General features: G+C 72.5%; 20 protein-coding genes. 16 read left to right on the top strand and 4 right to left on the bottom strand.

Annotated features, from left to right (window positions below; all coding sequences use genetic code 11):
- The first annotated feature begins 43 nt into the window (after window positions 1-43).
- From rbfA to ACFYPR_RS24855, 5 genes are all read left to right on the top strand, one after another.
- On the top strand, window positions 44-547 hold the full coding sequence (gene rbfA, locus ACFYPR_RS24875; protein WP_354857657.1) for a 30S ribosome-binding factor RbfA: 504 nt from the start codon (window positions 44-46) through the stop codon (window positions 545-547).
- Window positions 544-1602 carry a bifunctional oligoribonuclease/PAP phosphatase NrnA gene (locus ACFYPR_RS24870; protein WP_354857660.1) on the top strand — a complete coding sequence of 353 codons (1059 nt, stop codon included), beginning with the start codon at window positions 544-546 and terminating at the stop codon, window positions 1600-1602. The genes rbfA and ACFYPR_RS24870 overlap by 4 nt, the downstream gene beginning before the upstream one ends.
- Window positions 1603-1729: 127 nt before the next feature.
- Window positions 1730-2137 carry a hypothetical protein gene (locus ACFYPR_RS24865; protein ID WP_355133465.1) on the top strand — a complete coding sequence of 136 codons (408 nt, stop codon included), beginning with the start codon at window positions 1730-1732 and terminating at the stop codon, window positions 2135-2137.
- A complete protein-coding gene (locus ACFYPR_RS24860; RefSeq protein WP_234588302.1) occupies window positions 2137-2346 on the top strand; it encodes a DUF6186 family protein in 210 nt (69 codons plus the stop codon). The genes ACFYPR_RS24865 and ACFYPR_RS24860 overlap by 1 nt, the downstream gene beginning before the upstream one ends.
- A 450-nt stretch (window positions 2347-2796) precedes the next feature.
- Window positions 2797-4119, top strand: coding sequence for an MATE family efflux transporter (locus ACFYPR_RS24855; protein WP_387262703.1), 1323 nt, complete (start codon window positions 2797-2799; stop codon window positions 4117-4119).
- A 15-nt stretch (window positions 4120-4134) separates the two neighbouring features.
- On the opposite strand, the gene ACFYPR_RS24850 is transcribed toward ACFYPR_RS24855, so the two are convergent.
- On the bottom strand, window positions 4135-5151 hold the full coding sequence (locus ACFYPR_RS24850) for a hypothetical protein (RefSeq protein ID WP_387262701.1): 1017 nt from the start codon (window positions 5149-5151) through the stop codon (window positions 4135-4137).
- A 170-nt stretch (window positions 5152-5321) separates the two neighbouring features.
- Between ACFYPR_RS24850 and truB the strand changes: the two genes are divergently transcribed.
- From truB to dapB, 6 genes are all read left to right on the top strand, one after another.
- Window positions 5322-6224, top strand: a complete 903-nt coding sequence (gene truB, locus ACFYPR_RS24845) for a tRNA pseudouridine(55) synthase TruB (protein WP_387262781.1) — start codon at window positions 5322-5324, stop codon at window positions 6222-6224.
- A 76-nt stretch (window positions 6225-6300) separates the two neighbouring features.
- Window positions 6301-7230 carry a bifunctional riboflavin kinase/FAD synthetase gene (locus ACFYPR_RS24840; RefSeq protein ID WP_354857671.1) on the top strand — a complete coding sequence of 310 codons (930 nt, stop codon included), beginning with the start codon at window positions 6301-6303 and terminating at the stop codon, window positions 7228-7230.
- A gap of 190 nt (window positions 7231-7420) precedes the next feature.
- Complete coding sequence (gene rpsO / locus ACFYPR_RS24835; protein WP_007456699.1) at window positions 7421-7690, top strand: 30S ribosomal protein S15; 270 nt, start codon at window positions 7421-7423, stop codon at window positions 7688-7690.
- Between the two features lie 226 nt (window positions 7691-7916).
- Complete coding sequence (locus tag ACFYPR_RS24830; protein ID WP_354857674.1) at window positions 7917-10316, top strand: polyribonucleotide nucleotidyltransferase; 2400 nt, start codon at window positions 7917-7919, stop codon at window positions 10314-10316.
- A gap of 47 nt (window positions 10317-10363) precedes the next feature.
- The gene (locus ACFYPR_RS24825; RefSeq protein WP_354857676.1) at window positions 10364-11761 is read left to right on the top strand and encodes a pitrilysin family protein; all 1398 of its coding nucleotides are present in this window, start codon (window positions 10364-10366) and stop codon (window positions 11759-11761) included.
- 96 nt (window positions 11762-11857) lie between these two features.
- Window positions 11858-12610, top strand: a complete 753-nt coding sequence (dapB, locus tag ACFYPR_RS24820) for a 4-hydroxy-tetrahydrodipicolinate reductase (RefSeq protein ID WP_354857678.1) — start codon at window positions 11858-11860, stop codon at window positions 12608-12610.
- 77 nt (window positions 12611-12687) lie between these two features.
- On the opposite strand, the gene ACFYPR_RS24815 is transcribed toward dapB, so the two are convergent.
- Window positions 12688-14787 carry a glycogen debranching N-terminal domain-containing protein gene (locus tag ACFYPR_RS24815; RefSeq protein WP_387262699.1) on the bottom strand — a complete coding sequence of 700 codons (2100 nt, stop codon included), beginning with the start codon at window positions 14785-14787 and terminating at the stop codon, window positions 12688-12690.
- A 144-nt stretch (window positions 14788-14931) separates the two neighbouring features.
- Between ACFYPR_RS24815 and ACFYPR_RS24810 the strand changes: the two genes are divergently transcribed.
- The 4 genes from ACFYPR_RS24810 (at window position 14932) to ACFYPR_RS24795 (ending at window position 19294) form a co-directional block, all read left to right on the top strand.
- Window positions 14932-15921 carry a LacI family DNA-binding transcriptional regulator gene (locus tag ACFYPR_RS24810; RefSeq protein ID WP_355066850.1) on the top strand — a complete coding sequence of 330 codons (990 nt, stop codon included), beginning with the start codon at window positions 14932-14934 and terminating at the stop codon, window positions 15919-15921.
- Window positions 15922-15948: 27 nt separating this feature from the next.
- On the top strand, window positions 15949-17199 hold the full coding sequence (locus ACFYPR_RS24805; protein ID WP_387183852.1) for an extracellular solute-binding protein: 1251 nt from the start codon (window positions 15949-15951) through the stop codon (window positions 17197-17199).
- 84 nt (window positions 17200-17283) lie between these two features.
- Window positions 17284-18405: a sugar ABC transporter permease gene (locus ACFYPR_RS24800; protein WP_355066848.1), complete on the top strand. Its 1122-nt coding sequence runs from the start codon at window positions 17284-17286 to the stop codon at window positions 18403-18405.
- Window position 18406: 1 nt separating this feature from the next.
- Window positions 18407-19294: a carbohydrate ABC transporter permease gene (locus ACFYPR_RS24795; protein WP_387262696.1), complete on the top strand. Its 888-nt coding sequence runs from the start codon at window positions 18407-18409 to the stop codon at window positions 19292-19294.
- Window positions 19295-19330: 36 nt separating this feature from the next.
- On the opposite strand, the gene ACFYPR_RS24790 is transcribed toward ACFYPR_RS24795, so the two are convergent.
- Window positions 19331-19912 carry a GNAT family N-acetyltransferase gene (locus ACFYPR_RS24790; RefSeq protein ID WP_354859186.1) on the bottom strand — a complete coding sequence of 194 codons (582 nt, stop codon included), beginning with the start codon at window positions 19910-19912 and terminating at the stop codon, window positions 19331-19333.
- A gap of 35 nt (window positions 19913-19947) precedes the next feature.
- Between ACFYPR_RS24790 and ACFYPR_RS24785 the strand changes: the two genes are divergently transcribed.
- Window positions 19948-21222, top strand: coding sequence for a glycosyltransferase family 87 protein (locus ACFYPR_RS24785; protein WP_387262693.1), 1275 nt, complete (start codon window positions 19948-19950; stop codon window positions 21220-21222).
- Here ACFYPR_RS24785 and ACFYPR_RS24780 read toward each other — a convergent pair.
- On the bottom strand, window positions 21121-21672 hold the full coding sequence (locus ACFYPR_RS24780) for a GNAT family N-acetyltransferase (protein WP_354859191.1): 552 nt from the start codon (window positions 21670-21672) through the stop codon (window positions 21121-21123). The two genes, ACFYPR_RS24785 and ACFYPR_RS24780, sit on opposite strands and share 102 nt — an antisense overlap.
- Window positions 21673-21711: the final 39 nt, after the last annotated feature.

Raw genomic sequence — 21711 nt, 5'->3', positions numbered from 1 at the left:
GTCGCCGGGTCGGCCGGGAGCAGGACGCCGTGGAGGTGGCGAGATGTCTGATCCGGCCAAGGTACGCCGGCACGCGGAACGGGTGCGTGAGCTGGTCGCGTCGGTGGTGCGGAGCCAGATCAAGGACCCGCGGCTCGGCATGATCACCATCACCGATGCCCGGATCACCGCTGACCTGCGCGACGCGACGGTCTTCTACACGGTCCTTGGCGACGCGGTGGCCCAGGCGGACACCGCGGCGGCTCTGGAGAGCGCCAAGGGCCTGCTGCGCAGCACGGTCGGCAAGGCGCTCGGGCTGCGGCACTCGCCGACGCTCACCTTCGTCCTGGACGACGTGCAGGACCAGGTCAAGCACATCGACGATCTGCTCGCCGCCGCCCGCAACGCCGACGCGGAGGTGCAGCGGCTGGCCGCCCGGGCGGAGTACGCGGGCGAGGCGCAGCCGTACCGGGTCGACGACGACGAGACCGAGGACGAGACCGACGACGACGAGGCCGACGTGGCCGCCGACGTCACGGAGATCCCCCGGGGTGGGGCAGCGCGGTGACGGGCGCCGCCGGTGCCCAACTCGTCGCGCCGGTCGACGCCGGCCCGGCCGAGGCGGACTGGGCCGCGGCCCAGGCGCTGATCCGCGCCGTCGGGCCGACCAGCCGGGTGCTGTTGATCTGCCATGTCAACCCGGACGGCGACGCGCTGGGCAGCATGCTCGGCTTCGGTCTGGGCCTGCGCCAGCTCGGCGTACACCGGTTGCAGGCGACCTTTCCCGGGCCGCCGGAGGTGCCCGAGCCGTTCCGGGGGCTGCCCGGCTTGGAGCTGCTGGTCCCGGCGAGCGCCGCGGACCCGGCTCCGGATCTGGTGATCTGTTTCGACGCGGCCAGCGAGTCGCGCCTCGGTGAGCTGGCCGGTCGGTTGTCGACGGCTCCTGCCGTCCTGGTGCTCGACCACCACGCCTCGAACCCGGGCTTCGGCACCGTCAACCTGGTCGACCCGAGGGCCGCCGCCACGTCGGTGGTGGCCGAGCAGCTGTTGGCGCGACTGGGCGTACCGCTGGATCGGGCCATCGCCGAGTGCCTGTACGTGGCGCTGACCACGGACACCGGCTCGTTCCGGTTCGAGGCGACCACTCCGGCGGTGCACCAGCTTGCCGCCCGGCTGCTGTCCACCGGCATCTCGCCCGGGGACATCTCCCGGCGGGTGTTCGACACCCGACCCTTCGGCGCGGTCCGCCTCTTCGGGGAGGTGCTCGGCCGTGCTCGGCTGGAGCCGGCCGCCGCCGACGGCCGAGGGCTGGTGTGGACCTTCGCCACGCTCGACGACCTGGCCCGCCACGACCAGCGGCCGTACGTCCTGGAAGCGCTGATCGACTCGGTGCGCTGCACCGCCGAGGCGGACGTGAGCTGCGTGCTGAAGCAGACCGCCCCCGACGAGTGGGCCGTGTCGATGCGGAGCAAGGGCGCGGTGAACGTCAGTCGCGTGGCGGTGGCGCTGGGCGGGGGTGGCCACACGTTCGCGGCCGGGTTCACCGGCCGGGGGACCGCCGAGCATGTCGTCGAGGCGATCCGCGGCGAGCTGGCCGGGGCACTGATCACCGGCGACGCCTGACCGCTCCCGGGCCGTCCGGCGCAGCTGACCAGGCCCGTTCACGTTTCCGTCCGGGGCGGGAAGTTCAGGGTCAGCTCCGGGGGGTGTCGGTCTAGCCGCGCTCCGTGAGAACGGGAAGAATTGCGGGATGGAGCAGCCGCACGACCTCACCGTGGAGGCCCCCCGAGCCTGGGACCGGCCCGCCGTCTCCGTCCCGGTTCTCCTCTGCCTGTCCCTCGTTGGCGGCCGGTTCGCGTCGTTCTCCACCGAGGCCAATCTCTACACGCTCGGCACCGGCGGCGTGTTGATCTGGCTCGGTCTGAGCAACCGGGTGCCCCGGCGGCCGGCGCCGCGTCGGCTGGGCCCGGGAGCGGCCTGGTGGGCACTGCCGGTGGTGGTCTTCGGGGTTTTCGAGGGCGCGACCTTCGTGTTGGCCGTGGGCGACGACTTCCCCACCTTCTCCCGGTTGGCCGACCCCTTGCTGGAGGATCATCTGACCCGGTCGGCGGCCTGGTTCGCCTGGCTGGCCGCGTTCTGGGGGCTGGCGCGGCGATGATGCGGGCACTCGCGATCGGCGGTTTCCTCACCGCCCTGGCCCTGTTCGTCGGGGTCGAGTGGCTGGCCCGGCGGGAGGGATCCCGCATACCGACCCTGGGCGAGGTCTGCGCGTACGTGATGCGCTACGAGGTCGGTTCGGTGCCGGTGGGCAGGATCGGTCTGTTCGGGTTCTGGTGGTGGCTGGGCTGGCACTTCCTGGCCCGCTGAGCCGGGCTGCCGACCGTCCAAATGGCGGGAACCGGGAGCAGCATGTGGACCTGAACGATAACTTGGGAGGCGGCCGGCATCACGTGGTGATGCAGGTCGTGGGCGGTGGTGCCACACCTCGCGCTGCCTCCCTCCAGGGTCGGACCGACCCGGGCTCACGCTGCCCAGTCGGCTGCTCCGGTAACCCCGGACCGCCGTGGGGCGCTCAACACGACCGCCCGTGAGGGCTGCCGCGTGCCGGTGGCTCGCACCCTGGAAGGAGCGCCACCATGCCGAACAAGCCCAAGCCCGAGACCACCACCGACGACGCCCGCGAGCAGGCCCGCCGCGCGCTGCAGACGTCGATGGACACCCGCCAGTGAGCCACTCCGCCGGGCGGTGACGCCGCCGATGGAGTAAGTCCTCGGCGGGATTGCGATCCTTACCGTCGTCGTGCCAGGATCGGCGGCGATGAGCCACCCTGCCACCGCCGACCGATCCGCCTCGCCACGCCGCATCGCCGGCCTCGCGTTGCCGGCCCTCGTCGTCCTCGCCGCCGAGCCGCTCTACGTGCTCGTCGACACGGCCGTCGTCGGTCACCTCGGTCGGGTGCCCCTGGCGGCGCTCGCCGTCGGCGGCACGGTGATGACGCTCACCGCCTGGCTCGGCACCGTCGTCGCGTACGGCACCACCGGGCGGTCGGCCCGCCGCTTCGGCGCCGGCGACCGGGCGGCGGCCGTGGCCGAGGGAGTCCAGTCGTCGTGGCTCGCGTTCGGCGTCGGGCTGCTGGTCGCGATCGGCATGCAGATCGGCGGGGGCGCGCTGGCGCGTACCCTCGCCGGAGGTGCCGGCGACGTGGCCGACGCCGCCGCCGGGTGGCTGCGGATCGCGGCGCTCGGCGCCCCCGGCCTGCTGCTCGCCGCCGCCGGCAACGGCTGGCTGCGCGGCGTGCAGGACACCCGGCGGCCGCTGCTCTTCGTGCTCGGCCCCAACCTGCTCTCCGCGCTGCTCTGCCCGCTGCTGGTCTATCCCGGTGGGCTCGGCCTGACCGGTTCGGCGGTCGCCAACGTGGTCGCCCAGACCATCGCCGGCGGGCTCTTCGCCGCGGCGCTGGTCGCCGAACGGGTGTCGCTGCGGCCCCGACCCCGGGTGATCCGCCAGCAACTCGTGCTCAGTCGGGACCTGCTGATCCGGGGCGTGGCGTTCCAGGCCAGCTTCCTCTCCGCGACGGCCGTCGCCGCCCGCTTCGGCGCCGCCGCCGTCGGCGCACACCAGATCGCCCTGCAGCTCTGGTTCTTCACGGCGCTGGTGCTCGACGCCCTCGCCATCGCCGCGCAGTCCCTGGTCGGTGCCGCGCTCGGCGCCGGCGACGCGGCGGACGCCCGCGCGCTGGCCCGCCGGATCGGCCTGCTCGGCGGCGTCTGCGGCGTCGCCTTCGCGCTGCTCATCGCCGCCGGCGCCGGCGTCGTGCCGTCCTGGTTCAGCTCCGACGAGCAGGTACGCGAGCAGGCCATGGTGGCCTGGCCGTGGTTCGTCGCCATGCAGCCCCTGGCCGGGGTGGTGTTCGCGCTCGACGGCGTGCTGATCGGCGCGGGCGACGTCCGCTACCTGCGCAACCTCACCATCGTGGCGGCGCTTGGCGGTTTCCTGCCGGCCATCTGGCTGGCGTACGGGCTCGACCTGGGGCTGGGCGGCATCTGGGCGGGGCTCACCCTCTTCGTGGCGATCCGGCTGGTCGCCCTGCTGCTGCGCCTGCGCAGCGGCGCCTGGGCCGTGGTCGGCGCGATCCGCTGACGGCCTGCCCCCGGCTCAGCAGTCCTCGCCGTCGCCGGGACGCCAACCCGGGTCGTAGATGTCCCCGGTCGGCGCGGTGTTCGGCAGGCTCACCTCGGGCGCGATCTCCAGGTCGATCCGGCCCTTGCGGATCGCCGCGCAGGTCGCGTTGAGCACCGTCACGTCGGCGCTGTCCACCCACAGCCCGGCCGAGCCCGCCCGCACGTCGTCGGGGTGCGGCACGTGCCAGACGACCTGGTCCCGGAGGGTGACGAGTTCGGCGCCCGGGGCGTACGCCTGCGGGCGGGGCAGGTCGAAGGAGTAGACCCAGATGAACCGGGTGGTGATCGCCAGCACCCGGATCCCGTCGCTGTCGGTCGTCGACCGGTACTCCACGGTGCCGCTGGCCCGGATGCCGTCGGCGAGGTCGAGGTTCGGGTCGGCGGCGCGGTCGACCCGGGTGGCGTAGTTCAGGTTCGTCCCCTGCGCGAAGTCCTTGCGCAGGTCGGCGCGGGCGTCCGGGGCCAGCAGGGCGAGGAACTGGTCCGGATCGCCGAAGAGCATGGACGGGTCGAGTCGGCCCTGGATCAACGCCCCCTTGACCTTCGCCAACGCGTCACCGACCTGCTTGGCGGTGAACGGCGCGGCAGCCTTGGCCGCCGGGAGCGTGATGGCCGCCGCGCCCACGGCGAACGTCTCCGCCGGCGTGCCGACGAACGGTCCGAGGCTGTTGCCGCTCTCGTCGACCGGCCGGGGCGGCGCCGTGGAGGAGCCCTGACCCAGCAGCGGCTCCCCGTCGTGGATCCGCTGCACGGCGCTGTACCCGCTCCAGGCCAGCACGGCCAGCAGCACCAGGGCGACCAGCCCGCCGACGCCGCCGAGCAGCTTGCCCGCGTGCTGCTCCCAGCCCAGCCGCAGCCGATCAGCGCCGGTCACGGGGGTTTCGGTCGCCGGCCCCCGCATCCAGTCCGGCACCCGGATGTCGTCGGTCTCGCTGGCGACCGCGTACGGGTCGGTGGTGTTCGGCGGGCTGGCGGGGTCTTCGCTGGTCATCGTGTAGTCCTGGTTCGGCGGGAACGGGCGTGTGATCTTCGCATCCGGCCGACGACGGCGCTGTCCCGTTCGGCGCGCCCAGCAGCAGCCGGCACCCGGGCGCCGCCGTGCCGACAGCGGGCCGGGGTCGGCCGGAGGGCGCCGGGCGACTCCGGTCGCCGAGAGGCTGTCTGGCAGGCTTGGGCGACGTGAGCACCGATGGTCTGATCGTGGTCGACAAGCCCGGCGGCATGACGTCGCACGACGTGGTGGCGCGGATCCGCCGGCTGGCGAAGACCCGCCGCGTCGGGCACGGCGGCACCCTCGACCCGATGGCCACCGGTGTCCTGGTGATCGGTGTGGGGCGGGCTACCCGACTGCTGACCTACGTGATCGGCGCGGGCAAGAGCTACACCGGCACGATCCGGCTCGGCCAGGCCACCGTCACCGACGACGCCGAGGGCGACGTGATCGCAAGCACCCCGGCCGGTCACGTCACAGACGAGGCCATCCGCGCCGCGCTGACGGCCCTGACCGGGGAGGTCGACCAGGTGCCGAGCGCGGTCAGCGCCATCAAGATCGACGGGCAGCGGGCGTACAAGCGGGTGCGCGACGGCGAGAGCGTCGAGCTGCCGGCGCGGCGGGTCACCATCTCCCGGTTGGAGGTGCTGGCGATCCGCCGCACCGAGCCGGACGTGGTGGACGTGGACGTGGACGTCACCTGCTCCTCCGGCACGTACATCCGGGCCATCGCCCGGGACGCGGGCCTGGCGTTCGGCGTCGGTGGGCACCTGACCGCGCTGCGCCGGACCGCGGTGGGTGGCTTCACCCTCGCCGAGGCGGCCACGCTCGACGAGCTGGAGCAGCGCGCCCCGGCCGTGGTGAACCTGCCGCTGGACGCGGCGGCCGACCGGTTCTTCCCGCGCCGGGAGGCGACACCCGACGAGGCGAAGGTGCTCGGCCACGGCGGTCCGCTGGACCCCGCCGGCATCGCCGGGCCGTACGCCGTCTTCGGACCGACCGGCGGGCTGATCGCTATCGTCAGCGAGCGGGACGGGCGGGCCCGCGCGGAGATCGTGCTCGCCCCGGCCTGACGGCGGGACGAGGTCCGCCGGCTTCCGGCCGGCGGTGTCGACCCGCCGAACAGCGGGACAGCAGGAAAGGAACGGCATGCAGCGGTGGCGGGGGTACGACGCGGCGCCCGGCGGCTGGGGACGCTCGGTCGTCACCATCGGCGTCTTCGACGGCGTGCACAAGGGGCACCAGGCGACCATCGGGCACGCCGTGGCCCGGGCCCGGGAGTTGGGCGTGCAGTCGGTGGTGGTCACGTTCGACCCGCACCCGGCCGAGGTGGTCCGCCCGGGCTCGCACCCGGCCGTGCTCACCGAGCCGGCCCGCAAGGCGGAACTGATCGAGGCGCTCGGCGTGGACGTGCTCTGCGTGGTGCCGTTCACCCCGGAGTTCTCCCGGCTGCCGCCCGAGCAGTTCGTGCACGACATCCTGGTCGAGCACCTGCACGCGGCGTTGGTGGTGGTCGGCGGCAACTTCCGCTTCGGGCACCGCGCGGCCGGCGACGTGGCGCTGCTGGAGCGGCTGGGGAAGACCTTCGGCTTCGGGGTGGAGGGCGGCCCGCTGGTCGCTGAGGACGGCACGGTCTTCTCCTCCACGTACATCCGCTCCTGCGTCGACGCCGGTGACGTGGGCGCCGCGGCGGCCGCGCTGGGCCGCCCGCACCGGGTGGAGGGCGTGGTGGTCCGCGGTGACCAGCGCGGCCGGGTGCTGGGGTTCCCCACCGCGAACCTGCTCTGCCACCGGTACGCGGCGGTGCCCGCCGACGGGGTGTACGCCGCCCGCCTGATCCGTCGCGGTCAGTCCGAGCCGCTGATGTCCGCGGTGTCGGTCGGCACCAACCCGACCTTCTCCGGTCGGGAGCGGCGGGTGGAGGCGTACGCGCTGGATTTCGACGGCGACCTGTACGGCGAGCGGCTGGCCCTGGACTTCGTGGCGCACCTGCGCGGTCAGGTCCGCTACGACTCGATCGAGCCGTTGATCGCCCAGATCGAACAGGACGTCGCACGCACCCGGCGCGCTCTGAGCTGATCATCCACCGGGCCGCGCAGGCCCTTGGCCGGCTGTTACCCGTGGGTGCTGGTAGTCTTGCGGGGACGTCGGGTGACCGGCGTGGGGCCTCGCGTGCCTGCTCGACGCCGCGGGTGCGAGGTACCGGTCCGTTCCCGGTCCATCGGGACGACGGACACCTACTTGATCAACCCATCGAAACAGGGAGAACATGGCGCTCGACCAGGAAGCCAAGGCCAGCATCCGCGCGGAGTACGCGACCGCCGAGGGCGACACCGGTTCGCCGGAGGTCCAGGTCGCGGTCCTCACCAAGCGGATCGCCGAGCTGACCGAGCACCTGAAGGTGCACAAGCACGACCACCACAGCCGCCGTGGGCTGCTGCTGCTGGTCGGCCGTCGCCGTCGGCTGCTCAACTACGTCCAGAAGAAGGACATTGCCCGCTACCGGACGCTCATCGAGCGGCTCGGTCTGCGCCGGTGACGTGACGGGGGAGTGGCCCACCGGCCGCTCCCCCGATCGGCGTCCCACCTGAAGAACACGGGCCGCGCGACCAACCCGAGAGGGAGCCGGTCAGCGTACCGGTCTCCGGTAGTGGCCCCCGGGAACCCGGCAGTACGCCGGCCACCCGGGCGCTTCGATCGAAGACCGGCCGGCTGAGCAGCTCCCCGACGTCGCGGGCCCACGACGCGAAGGAGCACGACAGCACATGACCGAGACCAAACTCGGCACCGAATCCCGCACCGCCGTGATCGACAACGGGTCCTTCGGCACCCGCGAGATCACCTTCTCCACCGGTCGACTGGCTCGCCAGGCCGCCGGTTCGGTCATCGCCCAGCTGGGCGAGACGGTGGTCCTCTCCGCCACCACCGCCGGTAAGCACCCGAAGGAGCAGTTCGACTTCTTCCCGCTGACCGTCGACGTCGAGGAGCGGATGTACGCCGCGGGCCGCATCCCCGGCTCGTTCTTCCGCCGTGAGGGTCGGCCCAGCGAGGACGCGATCCTCACCTGCCGCCTGATCGACCGGCCGCTGCGCCCGTCCTTCGTGAAGGGCCTGCGCAACGAGGTCCAGGTCGTCGAGACCATCCTCGCGCTCGACCCGCAGCACCCGTACGACGTGGTGGCCATCAACGCGGCCTCGATGTCGACCAAGCTCTCCGGCCTGCCGTTCTCCGGCCCGATCGGCGCGACCCGGGTCGCCCACATCGACGGCCAGTGGGTCGCCTTCCCGACCCTGGAGGAGCTGGCCCGCGCCACCTTCGACATGGTCGTGGCCGGCCGCACCCTCGACGACGGCGACGTCGCGATCATGATGGTCGAGGCCGAGGCCACCCCGAACGCCGTCGCCCTCATCTCGGCCGGTGCCACCGCCCCGACCGAGGAGATCGTCGCCAGCGGCCTGGAGGCCGCCAAGCCGGCGATCCGTGAGCTGTGCCGCGCGCAGAGCGAGCTGGCCGAGGTCGCCGCCAAGCCGGTCACCGAGTTCCCGGTCTTCCTGGACTACCAGGACGACGTGTACGACGCGGTCGCCGACCTGGCCCGCGGCGAGGTGGCCGAGGCGGTCACCATCGCCGGCAAGGCGGACCGCGAGGAAGCCCTGGACCGGGTCAAGGCCCGGGTCGCCGAGGAGTTGGGCGCTCGGTTCGAGGGTCGGGAGAAGGAGCTCAGTGCCGCCTTCCGCTCGCTGACCAAGTCCGAGGTGCGCAACCGCGTGCTGCGCGAGCAGGTCCGCATGGACGGCCGCGGCCCGCGCGACATCCGGCCGCTGACCGCCGAGGTCGGCGTGCTGCCCCGGGTGCACGGTTCGGCGCTGTTCGAGCGCGGCGAGACCCAGATCCTGGGTGTCACCACGCTGAACATGCTCCGCATGGAGCAGATGGTGGACACGCTGTCCCCGGAGAACCGCAAGCGCTACATGCACAACTACAACTTCCCGCCGTACTCGACCGGTGAGACCGGCCGGGTCGGCTCGCCGAAGCGGCGCGAGATCGGCCACGGTGCGCTCGCCGAGCGTGCGCTGATCCCGGTGCTGCCGTCGCGCGAGGAGTTCCCGTACGCCATCCGGCAGGTCTCCGAGGCGCTCGGCTCCAACGGCTCCACCTCGATGGGCTCGGTCTGCGCGTCGACGCTCGGCCTGCTCTCCGCGGGTGTGCCGCTGAAGGCGCCGGTCGCCGGCATCGCCATGGGGCTCATCTCGGACGAGGTGGACGGCAAGACGCAGTACGTGACGCTTACCGACATCCTCGGCGCCGAGGACGCGTTCGGTGACATGGACTTCAAGGTCGCCGGCACGCCGGAGTTCGTCACCGCGCTGCAGCTCGACACCAAGCTCAACGGCATCCCGTCGGACGTGCTGGCCGCCGCGCTGCAGCAGGCGAACGAGGCCCGGCAGATCATCCTCGGTGTCATGCGGGCCGCGATCGAGGCTCCGGCCGAGATGTCGGACTACGCGCCGCGGGTCACCACCGTCAAGATCCCGGTGGACAAGATCGGCATGGTGATCGGCCCGAAGGGTCAGACCATCAACGCGATCCAGGACGAGACCGGCGCCGAGATCTCCATCGAGGACGACGGCACGATCTACGTTGGCGCCACCAACGGCCCGTCGGCCCAGGCGGCCGTCGACCGGATCAACGGGATCGCCAACCCGACGCTGCCCAAGCAGGGCGAGCGGTTCCTCGGCACGGTGGTCAAGACCGCCGCGTTCGGCGCGTTCATCTCGCTGCTGCCGGGCCGCGACGGCCTGCTGCACATCTCCAAGGTGGGCGACGGCAAGCGGGTCGAGCGCGTTGAGGACTTCCTCAACGTCGGTGACCGGGTCGAGGTCGAGATCGCGGACATCGACGCCCGCGGCAAGATCTACCTGGACAAGGTTCGCCCGGAGGGCGCCGAGGCTCCGGCCGCCGGTGAGGCCGCTGGCGGCGACCGACCGGCTGGTCGGGACCGGGGTGACCGGGGCCCGCGTGACCGCGGTGACCGTGAGCGTGGCGGCGACCGTGGCGGTCGTGGCCCGGAGCGCGGCGGCGAGGGCGGCAACGGCGGCAACGGCGGCGGCGAGGGTGGTGGCGAGGGCGGCGAGCGTCCGCGCCGCCGGACCCGGCACAGCTGACCACCAGCACCTGCAACACCCACCCCTCGTCGAACCGGGAGCAACACGTGAGTCGGGCCTTCAGTGCGCCGTTTCCACCGGATCGACGGGGGGTGGCTGCGTCCCGGGACAATGGGGCGGGCCGCTCCGGCGGCGCCGCCCGCGCGGTGACCCGGACGCTCAGCGACGACCCGCTGGGCGGCACGGTACGTCGTACCGTGCTGCCCAGCGGCCTGCGCGTGCTCACCGAGGCGATCCCGGCGATGCGCAGCGTCTCCTTCGGCATCTGGGTGGCGGTGGGCTCGCGGGACGAGACCCGTCCGCAGGCCGGTGCCGCGCACTTCCTGGAGCACCTGCTCTTCAAGGGCACCCACAAGCGCACCGCCTTGGAGATCTCCTCGCAGATCGAGGCGGTGGGTGGCGAGACGAACGCCTTCACGACGAAGGAATACACCTGCTACTACGCCCGCGTGCTGGACGAGGACCTGCCGCTGGCGATCGACGTGATGTGCGACCTGGTCGCCGACTCGCTGCTGGAGCCGGCCGACGTGGAGACCGAGCGTGGCGTGATCCTGGAGGAGATCGCCATGCACGACGACGAACCCGGTGACGAGGTGCACGACCTCTTCGCCCGGGCCGTCTACGGCGACCACCCGCTGGGCCGACTGATCTCCGGCACCGAGGAGACCGTCACGCCGATGACCCGCAAGCAGATCCAGTCCTTCTACCGGGGTCGCTACACCGCACCGCAGATCGTCATCGCCGCCGCCGGCAACCTCGACCACGCCGCGGTGGTCAAGCTGGTCCGGCAGGCCGTGCGCGGCACGCCACTGGACAGCGACCCGGCCGCACCGGCCGCACACCGCGCGGCCACTCCGGCGGTACGCACCAAGCCGGCCACCACACTGGTCGAGCCGAAGGAGACCGAGCAGGCGCACGTCCTGCTGGGTTGCCCCGGCATCGACCGCACCGACGACCGGCGCTTCGCCCTCGGGGTGCTCAACAACGTCCTCGGCGGGGGCATGTCCAGCCGCCTCTTCCAGGAGATCCGTGAGCAGCGCGGCCTGGCGTACTCGGTCTACTCCTACGCCAGCCAGTACGCCGACAGCGGCCTGTTCGCCGTCTACGCCGGCTGCGCGCCGGGCAAGGTGGACGAGGTGCTGGCCCTGACCCGCGCCGAGCTGGCCCGGGTGGCCGCCGACGGGTTGACCGAGGCCGAGGTGGCCCGGGGCAAGGGGATGAGCAAGGGCTCGTTCGTGCTCGGCCTGGAGGACACCGGCTCCCGGATGAGCAGGCTGGCCAAGGGTGAGCTGCTCTACGGCGACCTGATGCCGGTGGACGAGCTGCTCCGGCGGGTCGACGAGGTCAGCGTCGCGGACGTGAACACCCTCGCCGCTGAGCTGCTCAGCCGGCCGATGTCGCTGGCCGTGGTCGGCCCGTTCGGCGAGGGCGACTTCTCCGCCTGAGGCCCGTCGCCCGCAGGGCCGGGGGCACATCCCGGTCGGTGGAGCGGACCGGATCCGGCGGCGGTGGCACGTCCCGATTGGGATAGGTTGTGCCGCGTGACTGACGAGCAGGAGAAGACCCGCGTCGGCGTGTTCGGTGCCCGCGGCCGGATGGGCATCGAGGTCTGCAGGGCGGTCGACGCCGCCGACGACCTCGAACTGGTGGCGTCGATCGACCAGGGCGACAGCCGTTCCGCCGTCTCCGGTGCCGACGTGGTCGTCGACTTCACCACGCCGGACGTCGTCATGGACAATCTCAAGTGGTCCATCGAGCAGGGCATCAGCGCGGTGGTCGGCACGACCGGCTTCACCGAGCAGCGGCTGGAGCAGGTGCGCGGCTGGCTGGCCGAAAAGCCGGAGGTCGGCGTGGTCATCGCCCCGAACTTCGGCATCGGCGCGGTGCTGATGATGCAGTTCGCCGCGCGGGCCGCCCGGCACTTCGAGTCCGTCGAGATCATCGAGCAGCACCACCCGCGCAAGCTGGACGCCCCGAGCGGCACCGCCACGCACACCGCCCGGCAGATCGCCCAGGCTCGCGCCGAAGCCGGTCTCGGCCCGGTGCCGGACGCCACCAAGGACGAGGTGCCGGGTGCGCGCGGCGCCGACATCGACGGGGTACGCGTCCACGCGGTGCGCGCCACCGGCCTGGTCGCCCACCAGGAGGTGCTCTTCGGGGGCACCGGCGAGACGCTGACCATCCGGCACGACTCGTACGACCGGGTGTCCTTCATGCCGGGCGTGCTGCTGGCCGTCCGCGCGGTGCGCAACCGCCCCGGCCTCACGGTGGGCCTGGACCCCCTCCTCGGCTGACCCCGCCCTCCTCGCAGATCTTGGACAGTTTCCGTTAGCTGACGGAAACTGTCCAAGATCTCCCGCCGCAGCGCCCGCTATGCCGGGTGTTCCGCTGCGCGGCGTTGGGTGGGGAGGGTTGGGGTGAGCGGGGTGGGGAGGTTGGTGACCCTGGCCTCGCCAGAGCGGTCGACCTCGACCGTCACCGGGGTGTCGGCCACGCGGAGGCCCTTGACCGTGACGGCGCCCAGCTCCGCGCCGGCCAGCGGGGTCAGCCGGACCGTGCCGCCCGGCACGTCGGGGTAGAGGCCCGTCGCGGCCTGGAGCAGCAGCACCGCGCCCGCCGCGGCCCACGCCTGGGGCCGGCACGCCGCCGGGTACGGCACCGGGCGATCGAGCAGCGTCCGGTCGTCGCCGCCGTACAGCTCCGGCATCCGGTAGTCGAACGCCTCGGCCGCCGTGAGCAGCCCCTCGGCCAGGCCGAGCGCGGCGTCGCGGTGCCCCGCGCGGGCCAGCCCGGCGAGCACGATCGCGGTGTCGTGGGTCCAGATCGAACCGCAGTGGTACGACAGCGGGCTGAAGCCGGCGTCGTCGGTGGACATCGTCCGTAGTCCGAAGCCGCCGGCCAGCGTGTCAGTGGTGAGCAAGCGGGCGACCTGGGCCTCCTCGTCGACGGTGAGCAGGCCGGTGCCGAGCAGGTGACCGATGTTGCTGGTCAGCGAGTCGACGGGGCGCTTGTCCCGGTCGAGGGCCAGGGCGGGCTGCGGGCCGTACCGGCCGTCGACCCAGAAGGTGTCCCGGAACCGGCGGGCCAGCATGGCGGCGTGCTCGCGCCAGTGGTCCCCACCGGGGCGGCCGAAGGCGTCCAGCAGGGCGGCGCCGTTCACCGCCGCCTCGTGCGCGTACCCCTGCACCTCGGCCAGCACGATGGGCGCGGTGGCCAGGGAGCCGTCGTGGAACCGTACGGCGTCGCCGGAGTCCTTCCAGCCCTGATTGGACAGCCCGTGGCCGGTGGTGTCGATGTACTCGACGAGGCCGTCGCCGTCGGGGTCGGCGTGCTCGCCGAGCCAGCGCAGGGCGGCCTCCAGGTGCGGCAGCAGTGGCTCGACCTGCTCGGCCGGCAGGCCCCAGCGCCACGCGTCGTGCAGCAGGTTGACCCAGAGCATGGTGGCGTCGACGGTGCCGTAGTAGGCCGGCGGGAGGCGCAGCCCGTTCCCGGGCAGCGCGAACTCCTGCCCGCGCAGCTCGTGCAGGATCTTGCCGGGGGCCTCCCCGGTGGCCGGGTCGACGCGGGTGCCCTGGCGGCGGGCGAGCACGCGCAGGGTGCCGGCGGCCAGGTCGGTGCCGAGCGGCAGCATCATCCGGGCGGCCCAGAGGCTGTCCCGGCCGAACAGGGTGAGGAACCAGGGGACGCCGGCGCCGAGGAAGACGTCCCCGGGCGCGCCGGTCTCGGCCAGGCGTAGCCCGCGCAGGTCGTCCAGGCTGCGGTCGAGGAAGCGGACCAGCCGTCGATCGTCGGCGGTCACCTCGGGTCGGGCCCACTCCGGTTCGCCGACCGGGCCGATCACCACGGCGCGCGGGTCCTCGACGGTCAGCTGCCAGCGCAGCACCGACTCGCCTCCGGGGGGCAGGTCGATCGGCCAGGCCAGCCGCGGCGCGGTGGCCCGTTCGTCGGCGGCGAGCACGTCGGCGTCGGGCGCGGTGACGGTGACGGTGATGCCGTCGGCCGACCAGGTGAGCAGGCCCGGCTGGCCGGTCTTGGCCTCCAGCGGCGCGGCGGCGCCACCGGACTTGACCACCTCGATGGGTGCCAGGTCGCAGCCGAGGTCGACGCTCACGGTGGCCCGTACGCCGACCGTGGCGGTGGAGACGATCCGCAGCTCCTCGGTGAGGCCGTTGCGAGTGGCCCGGCGGAGCCGGTCGACGCGGACGGTGGGGTCGGGCGTGGGATCGCCGAGCCAGCGGGCCAGGCCCACGAAGCGGGCGCCGTGCGGGCCGTCCGCGCCGCGGGTCAGCCCCTCCAGCTCCTGGTCGTCGACCCGCAGTTCGGCCCGGGAGAGCACGCGGGCGTCGGCGTGGAAGACGCCCTGGACGCCGGTCGGGCGGATCTGCCCGGTCGCGTCCCCCAGCGCACTGGTCGGGGCGAGCACCACCGGAACCAACTCGTGCAGGAGGGGTTGCAGCTGGCGTTCGATCACGGCGCGGCTCCAGATCTCGGGGGGCGGGGCGGACATCTTGACAACGCGCCCCTGGCGGTGCAAAGTGCGAAACATTCCAGAAACTTGAACGATCTAATCCTGCACTATCCGAATTGGATCGTTCAAGACGGCGAGAGGGATTAAGTGCCCGAGAAGGTAACCATTGCGACGGTGGCCCGGCACGCCCGAGTAAGCCGGCAGACGGTCTCCAACGTGCTCAACGCGCCGCACATCGTGCGGCAGGAGACCCGCCAGCGGGTCGAGGACGCGATCAGCGCGCTCGGCTACCGGGCCAACCAGGCGGCCAGACAGATGCGCACCGGCCGGTCCCGCCTCATCGCCGCCCGGATCGAACCGACCCGCGACGGCATCAACGGCTCCGTTCTCGACCGCTTCCTGCACGGCCTCACCGAGACCGCCGACGCCGCCGGCTACCGGGTGCTGCTCTACACCGCCACCGACGACGAGCGGGAGATCGCCACCTACGACGACCTGCTCGGCACGTACGAGCTGGACGCGTTCGTGCTCGTCGGCACCAAGTACGGCGACCCGCGTACCGCCTGGCTCGCCGACCGGGACGTGCCGTTCGTGACCTTCGGCCGCCCGTGGGACGCGCTCGACGCGCACCCCTGGGTCGACGTGGACGGCGCCGCCGGCACCGCCGCCGCCACCCGGCATCTGCTCGACGCCGGGCACCGGCGGATCGCGTTCATCGGCTGGCCCCTCGGGTCCGGTGTCGGCGACGACCGGCGGGCCGGCTGGCACGACGCGCTGCGCGCCGCCGGTGTCGACCCGACCGGGCTGCACCGCGAGACCGAGGACGGCATCGCCGAGGGCGAACGGCTCACTCGGGACCTGCTCGCCGCCGAGGCGCCGACCGCCGTGCTCTGCGCCAGCGACTCGCTCGCCCTCGGCGCGCTGCAGGCGATCCGGGGCACCGACCCGCCGGTGTCGGTGATCGGCTTCGACGACACGCCGGTCGCAGCCGCGGTGGGGCTGACCAGCGTCAGCCAACCGCTCGGCGAGGCCGCCGCCCGCTGCGTGGACCTGCTCACCGGGGTCCTCGACGGCAACCACGAGACCCCCACCCACGTGCTGCTCCAGCCCTCGCTGGCGCTTCGGCACACCGCGTAGTCCCATCCCCCACCAGGAGAGAACCCCATGGCACCTCGAAACCTCACCCGGGCGGCGGTGGCCGGCCTCGCCGCCGTCGCCCTTCTCGGTTCCGCGGCCTGCGGCAGCGGCTTCGACGACTCGTCCGGCGACGCCGCCCAGTCCAGCGGACCGGCCAGCCTGCAGATCCTGATCGGATCCTCCGGCGAAGCCGAGACCAAGGCCGTGCAGGACGCCGCGGCGAAGTGGGCCAGCGGCTCCGGCAACACCGCCACGGTCACCCCGGCGCAGGACCTCACCCAGCAGCTCGGCCAGGGCCTCGCCGGCGGCACCCCGCCGGACGTCTTCTACGTCGACGCGGCCCGCTTCGCCGACTACGCGAGCGTCGGCGCGCTGGAGCCGTACGGCGACAAGATCTCCAACCCGGACGACTTCTACGAGAGCCTGCGCACCACGTTCTCGTACGACGGCAAGCTCTACTGCGCGCCCAAGGACTTCTCCACCCTGGCCCTGCAGATCAACACGGACCTGTGGGCGAAGGCCGGACTGACCGACGCCGACGTGCCGACCACCTGGGACCAGCTCACCGCGACCGCCCAGAAGATCAAGGCGAAGGGGCAGGTCGCCCTGGCGCTCGGCGACACCCGGGACCGGATTGGCGCCTTCCTGGTGCAGAACGGCGGCTGGCTGCTGAGCAAGGACGGCAAGCAGCCGACCGCCGACACCCCGGAGAACCTGGCCGCCCTCCAGTACGTCAAGTCCCTGCTCACCTCGGGCCTGGCCAAGTACCCGAAGCAGCTCGACTCGGGCTGGTCCGGTGAGGCGTTCGGCAAGGGCAAGGCCGTGATGACCATCGAGGGCAACTGGATCAAGGGCGCGCTGCAGAACGACTTCCCGAACGTGAAGTACAAGGTGGTGGCGCTGCCGGCCGGCCCGAAGGGGCAGGGCACGCTCTCCTTCACCCAGTGCTGGGGCATCGCGGCGAAGAGCAAGTACAAGGACCAGGCCATCAAGTTCGTCGAGGCGATGACCAGCGGTGAGCAGCAGCTGACGTTCGCGAAGGCGGTCGGTGTCATGCCGTCGCGGCAGTCGGTGCGCGACCAGTACACGGCCGCCTCCCCGGCCGACAAGGTGTTCATCGAGGGCGTCGCGTACGCCCAGGGCCCGGTGAACGCGCCGAAGATGGACAGCGTCCTCAAGGACCTGGACACCGGTCTGCAGAGCCTGGCCAACGGCGACCCGAAGACCGTGCTGCAGAACTTCGACAAGAACGCCAAGGCGGCGCTCGGCGGCAGCTGAGGTGACGGCGGGGGCCCCGACAGCGAGCGGGGCCCCCGTCCGCACCTCCGGCCCGGAAGGGCCCGAGAGAGGGAGGGAGGGGAGATGGCAACCGAGACACTGACCGCCGTGGCCACCGCGCCCGGGACGAGCCCCCGGCGACGGCGGGGTGGCGTCCGCGGCAACGAGAACCTCGCCGGCTGGCTCTTCGTCGCACCGGTGATCGTCATCCTGGGGCTGTTCCTGCTGCTGCCGATCCTGATGGCGCTCTGGGTCAGCCTGACCGACTGGAACGGGCAGGGCAGCCCGTTCACCGGCGACGTCCCGTTCGTCGGCGCGCACAACTACACCCAGTTGTTCACCGAGGACGGGCTGCCCCGCCGCGACTTCATGACCAGCATCCGCAACAACATCTACTACGTGGCGATCGTGGTGCCGGCGCAGACCGTGCTCGCGCTCGGGCTGGCGCTGGTGGTCAACAACCGGATGCTCAAGGGCAAGAGCTTCTTCCGCAGCGCGTTCTACTTTCCCTCGGTCACCAGCTCGGTCGCGATCAGCGTGGTGTTCCTGTTCCTCTTCGCCAACTCCGGCGCGGTGAACGCGCTGCTCGGCTTCCTCGGGATCGACGGCCCGGAGTGGTTCGCCGACTCCCGGGGTGTGCTGCACCTGCTCTTCGGCGCGGTCGGCGTCGACTCGCCCCCGGCGGCGCTCACCGACGGCGGCCCGTTCGGGCTGAGCTGGTGGGACTGGCTGGCCGGCCCCAGCGTGGCGATGATCTCGATCATCACGTTGGTCATCTGGACCACCTCCGGCACGTTCATGCTGATGTTCCTGGCCGGCCTGCAGAACGTGCCGGTGACGCTGGACGAGGCCAGCACGCTCGACGGAGCCTCCCGCTGGCAGCGGTTCCGCTACGTCACCCTGCCGATGATCAGGCCGACCACCTTCCTGGTGCTCACCCTCGGCATGATCGGCTCCTGGCAGGTCTTCGACCAGGTGTACGTCATGAGCCAGGGCGACCCGGCCAAGACCACCGTCACCCCGGCGTACCTGTCGTACCGGACCGCGTTCCGGGACTTCGACTACGGCTCCGGCGCGGCGATCTCGTTCGTGCTGTTCCTGATCATCATCGTGCTCACGCTGATCCAGCGTCGGGCGCTCGCCGAGCGGGACACCGACCGGCCGCGCCGCGGCTGGCGGCGTCGACGCGTACCGGAGAGGTCCTGACATGGCCGTGCTGACCGACCGCCCGGCGGGGGCGCCCGCGCGCGGCGACCAGCGCGCGGCCCGCACCCTGGTCACCCGCTTTCTGGGGTACGCCACGCTGGTCTTCTTCGGGCTGGTGTTCCTCTACCCGTTCGTCATCCAGATCGCGAGCTCGCTCAAGACCGAGCCCGACGCGGCGGCGAACCCGCTCTCGCCGATTCCGGACCCGCTCAGCCTCGCCGGCTTCGACCGGATCTTCGCCGGCACCAACTTTCCGCTCTGGCTGGGCAACTCGCTGCTGGTCACCGTGCTGGTGACCCTCGGCCGGGTGTTCTTCGACTCGCTCGCCGGGTACGCGTTGGCCCGGCTGCGATTCGCCGGGCGCGCCGAGCTGTTCGCCGCCGTCATCGCGGTGATGGCGGTGCCCGGCGTGGTGCTGCTGATCCCGAAGTTCCTGGTGCTCAACCAGCTCGGCCTCTACAACAGCTACGCCGGCCTGGTGGTGCCGCTGCTGGCCGACGCGGCGGGCGTGTTCATCATGAAGCAGTTCTTCGAGTCGATCCCGGTGAGCGTGGAGGAGGCCGCCCGCATCGACGGGGCGAGCATCTTCCGCACCTTCTGGTCGGTGGTGCTGCCGATGGCGAAGCCGGCGCTGATCACCCTGACCATCCTGTCGTTCCAGGGCTCCTGGAACGAGTTCCCGCACAGCCTCGTGTCGGTGCAGGACCCGGACCTGTTCACCCTGCCGCGCGGCCTCGCCGACCTGGTCAGCGGCTCGCTGGGCAGCGGCACCCAGTACCCGCTCAAGCTGGGCGCGGCGCTGCTCGCCACCATCCCGGTGGCGATCATCTTCGTGGTGTTCCAGCGCTACTTCGTCCGCGACGCCAGCGACGGCGCGGACAAGGGTTGACCGTACCGGTGCGGCGGCCCCGGGCCGCCGCACCGGTCACTCGGCCGGAACCTTCTCGGTCGGCACGGCCACGTGCAGGCGCACCTGAGGCACCAGCATGTCGTCGACGTCCAGCGCCCGGGCCGCGCCGTCGGGCTCCCAACCGGTGCTGGTGAGGAACTTCCGGGTCGCCTCGTCACCGTCGAACGCCCAGGCCACCGCCCGACTCATGCCGTCGGACCGCCACAGGTCGACGGTCGCGGCGAGCAGCCGACTGCCGTGCCCGCGCCGGCCCCAGCGCGGCTCCACCAGCAGGTCGGTCACCGCCGCCACGTCCGGGCCGAGCGCGTCGGCCGGCTCACCCGGGGCGAGCGCCTCGCCGTCGGCCGGGCCGGAGGCGGCGAACCCCACCAGATACGATTGCTCGGCCTGTTCGACGGCGACCAGCACCCGGTGCGCGCCCGAGGGCGGCTCCAGCACCGCGGCGCTCCACCGCCGGGCGAGGAACGCCTCGTCCAGGTTGTCGAGCACATGCCGAGGCAGAATGCGGCGGTACGCGACCCGCCAGGTCGCGAGCTGGATGCGTGCGATCTCGCCGGCGTCCTCGGGACGCGCCGGGCGGACGTACCCGAGAGCCATGGGACGGAAGCCTACGCAGGGCGAGGGAGGCGACGGTGGCGCAGGGTGCCAACAGGACGACCGCGCAGGTCGTCGGGGTGGTGGTGCTCGCCGCGGCGGTCACCGCGTTCCTCGCCGTCGCGGCCGTCCGGCACGGCTTCTTCGACCTCAAGGTCTACTACGGCGCGTTGACGTGGTGGGTGCACGACGGCGGGGAGATCTACGACTACCTCAAACCGGGGACCCAGTACGGCTTCACGTACCCGCCGTTCGCGGCGCTGGTCATGCTGCCGATGGCGTACCTGCCGTGGTCGGCCGCGATCGTGGTGAGCGTACTCGCCAGTGTGGTCACCACGACGGTGCTGATCTGGTGGCTGGTCGACCCGATCGCCCGCCGGGCCGGGTGGACTCCCTGGTTCGCCCTCGCCGTCGCGCTCTGCCTGGCCGCCGCCTTCGAGCCGATGCGGGAGACGGTCAACTTCGGCCAGGTGAACACACTGCTGCTGTTCCTGGTGGCGGTGGACCTGCTGCGGCTGCTGCCGGTCGGCGACCGGTGGGCCGGGGTGGGCATCGGCCTGGCCACCGCGGTCAAGCTGACCCCGGGCATCTTCATCGTCTATCTGCTGGTCACCGGGCGGTGGCGGGCGGCGCTCACCGCCAGTGGCGCGGCCGCCGGGGTGACGTTGCTGGCCGGCGCGCTCTTTCCGGACGCCTCCCGGGAGTTCTGGACCGAGGCGCTGTGGAACACCGGGCGGGTCGGGGAGTTGGCGTTCGTCTCCAACCAGTCGCTGCGCGGGGTGGTCGCCCGGCTCGACCCGCAGCACCCGAGCACCCTGCTGTGGCTGCTGCTGGTGCTCGGCGCCCTGGCGCTCTGGGCCTGGCGGTCCCGGGTCGCCGTCGCCGCCGGTGACGAGGCGACCGGCCTGGCCCTGACCGGCGCGGTGATGTGCCTGGTCAGCCCGGTCACCTGGGTGCACCACCTGGTCTGGCTGCTGCCCGGGCTGATCCTGCTGGTCGACAACGCGATGGCCGCGCCGGCCGGCCGTCGACGGCGCGTCCTGCTGGCCGCCGCGACCATCGGCTACGTGCTGCTGATCAGCCGGACCGTCTGGTTCTGGGAGAAGGACTTCACCGGCGTCGACGGCTTCGTCGGCAGCAACGCGTACGTCTGGATCAGCCTGGCCCTGCTGGCCTTCCTGCCGGTTCGCCGGTGGCTGACACCGGGCAGGTCAGTCGTCGAGGCGTCCGGCGTACCGCAGCTCGACCAGTCCGACCGGCCCGCGCCCGCCGGCGAGCGGCACCTGGTAGGTCGACCGTTCACCGTCCGGTGACAGCCCCGACCGTTCGTAGAACCGGCGGGCCCGCCGGTTGTCCGCCAGCACCCACAGCCGGTAGCCGGTCCAGCCCCGTTCGCTGAGCCCGGCGCGGGCGGCGGCGAGCAGTTCGGCGGCCATCCCGTCGCCCCAGAACTCCGGCTCGACGTAGAGCGCCAGCACCTCGCCGACCGTCGGGTCCAGATCGTCGCGGTCCTGGTTGCGGCGGTACGGCCCGAACGTGGTGAAGCCGACGACCAGCCCGTCCACCTCGCCGAGCAGGGTGCTGAACGGGTGCTCCGGGTCGGCGGTGCCCAGGTCACGACGGCGCTGCGCCCAGGCCCCCACGTTGAGCCGTCCGAGCACCTCGTCCGGCATGAAGCCGGCGTAACCCGCCTGCCAGCCGTGCACGTGCACCCGGGCGACCGCCTCGGCGTCGTCGGGCTCCTCCCGGCGGATGGTCAGCATTGCACCGTTCTATGCCCCCGTAGCCGTCGGAGTCCAGCT

The sequence above is a fragment of the Micromonospora sp. NPDC005254 genome (assembly GCF_042872525.1).
GTDB lineage: Bacteria > Actinomycetota > Actinomycetes > Mycobacteriales > Micromonosporaceae > Micromonospora.
The sequence above is the reverse complement of the archived record's forward strand: the minus strand, read 5'-3'. Positions and strand labels throughout refer to the sequence as shown.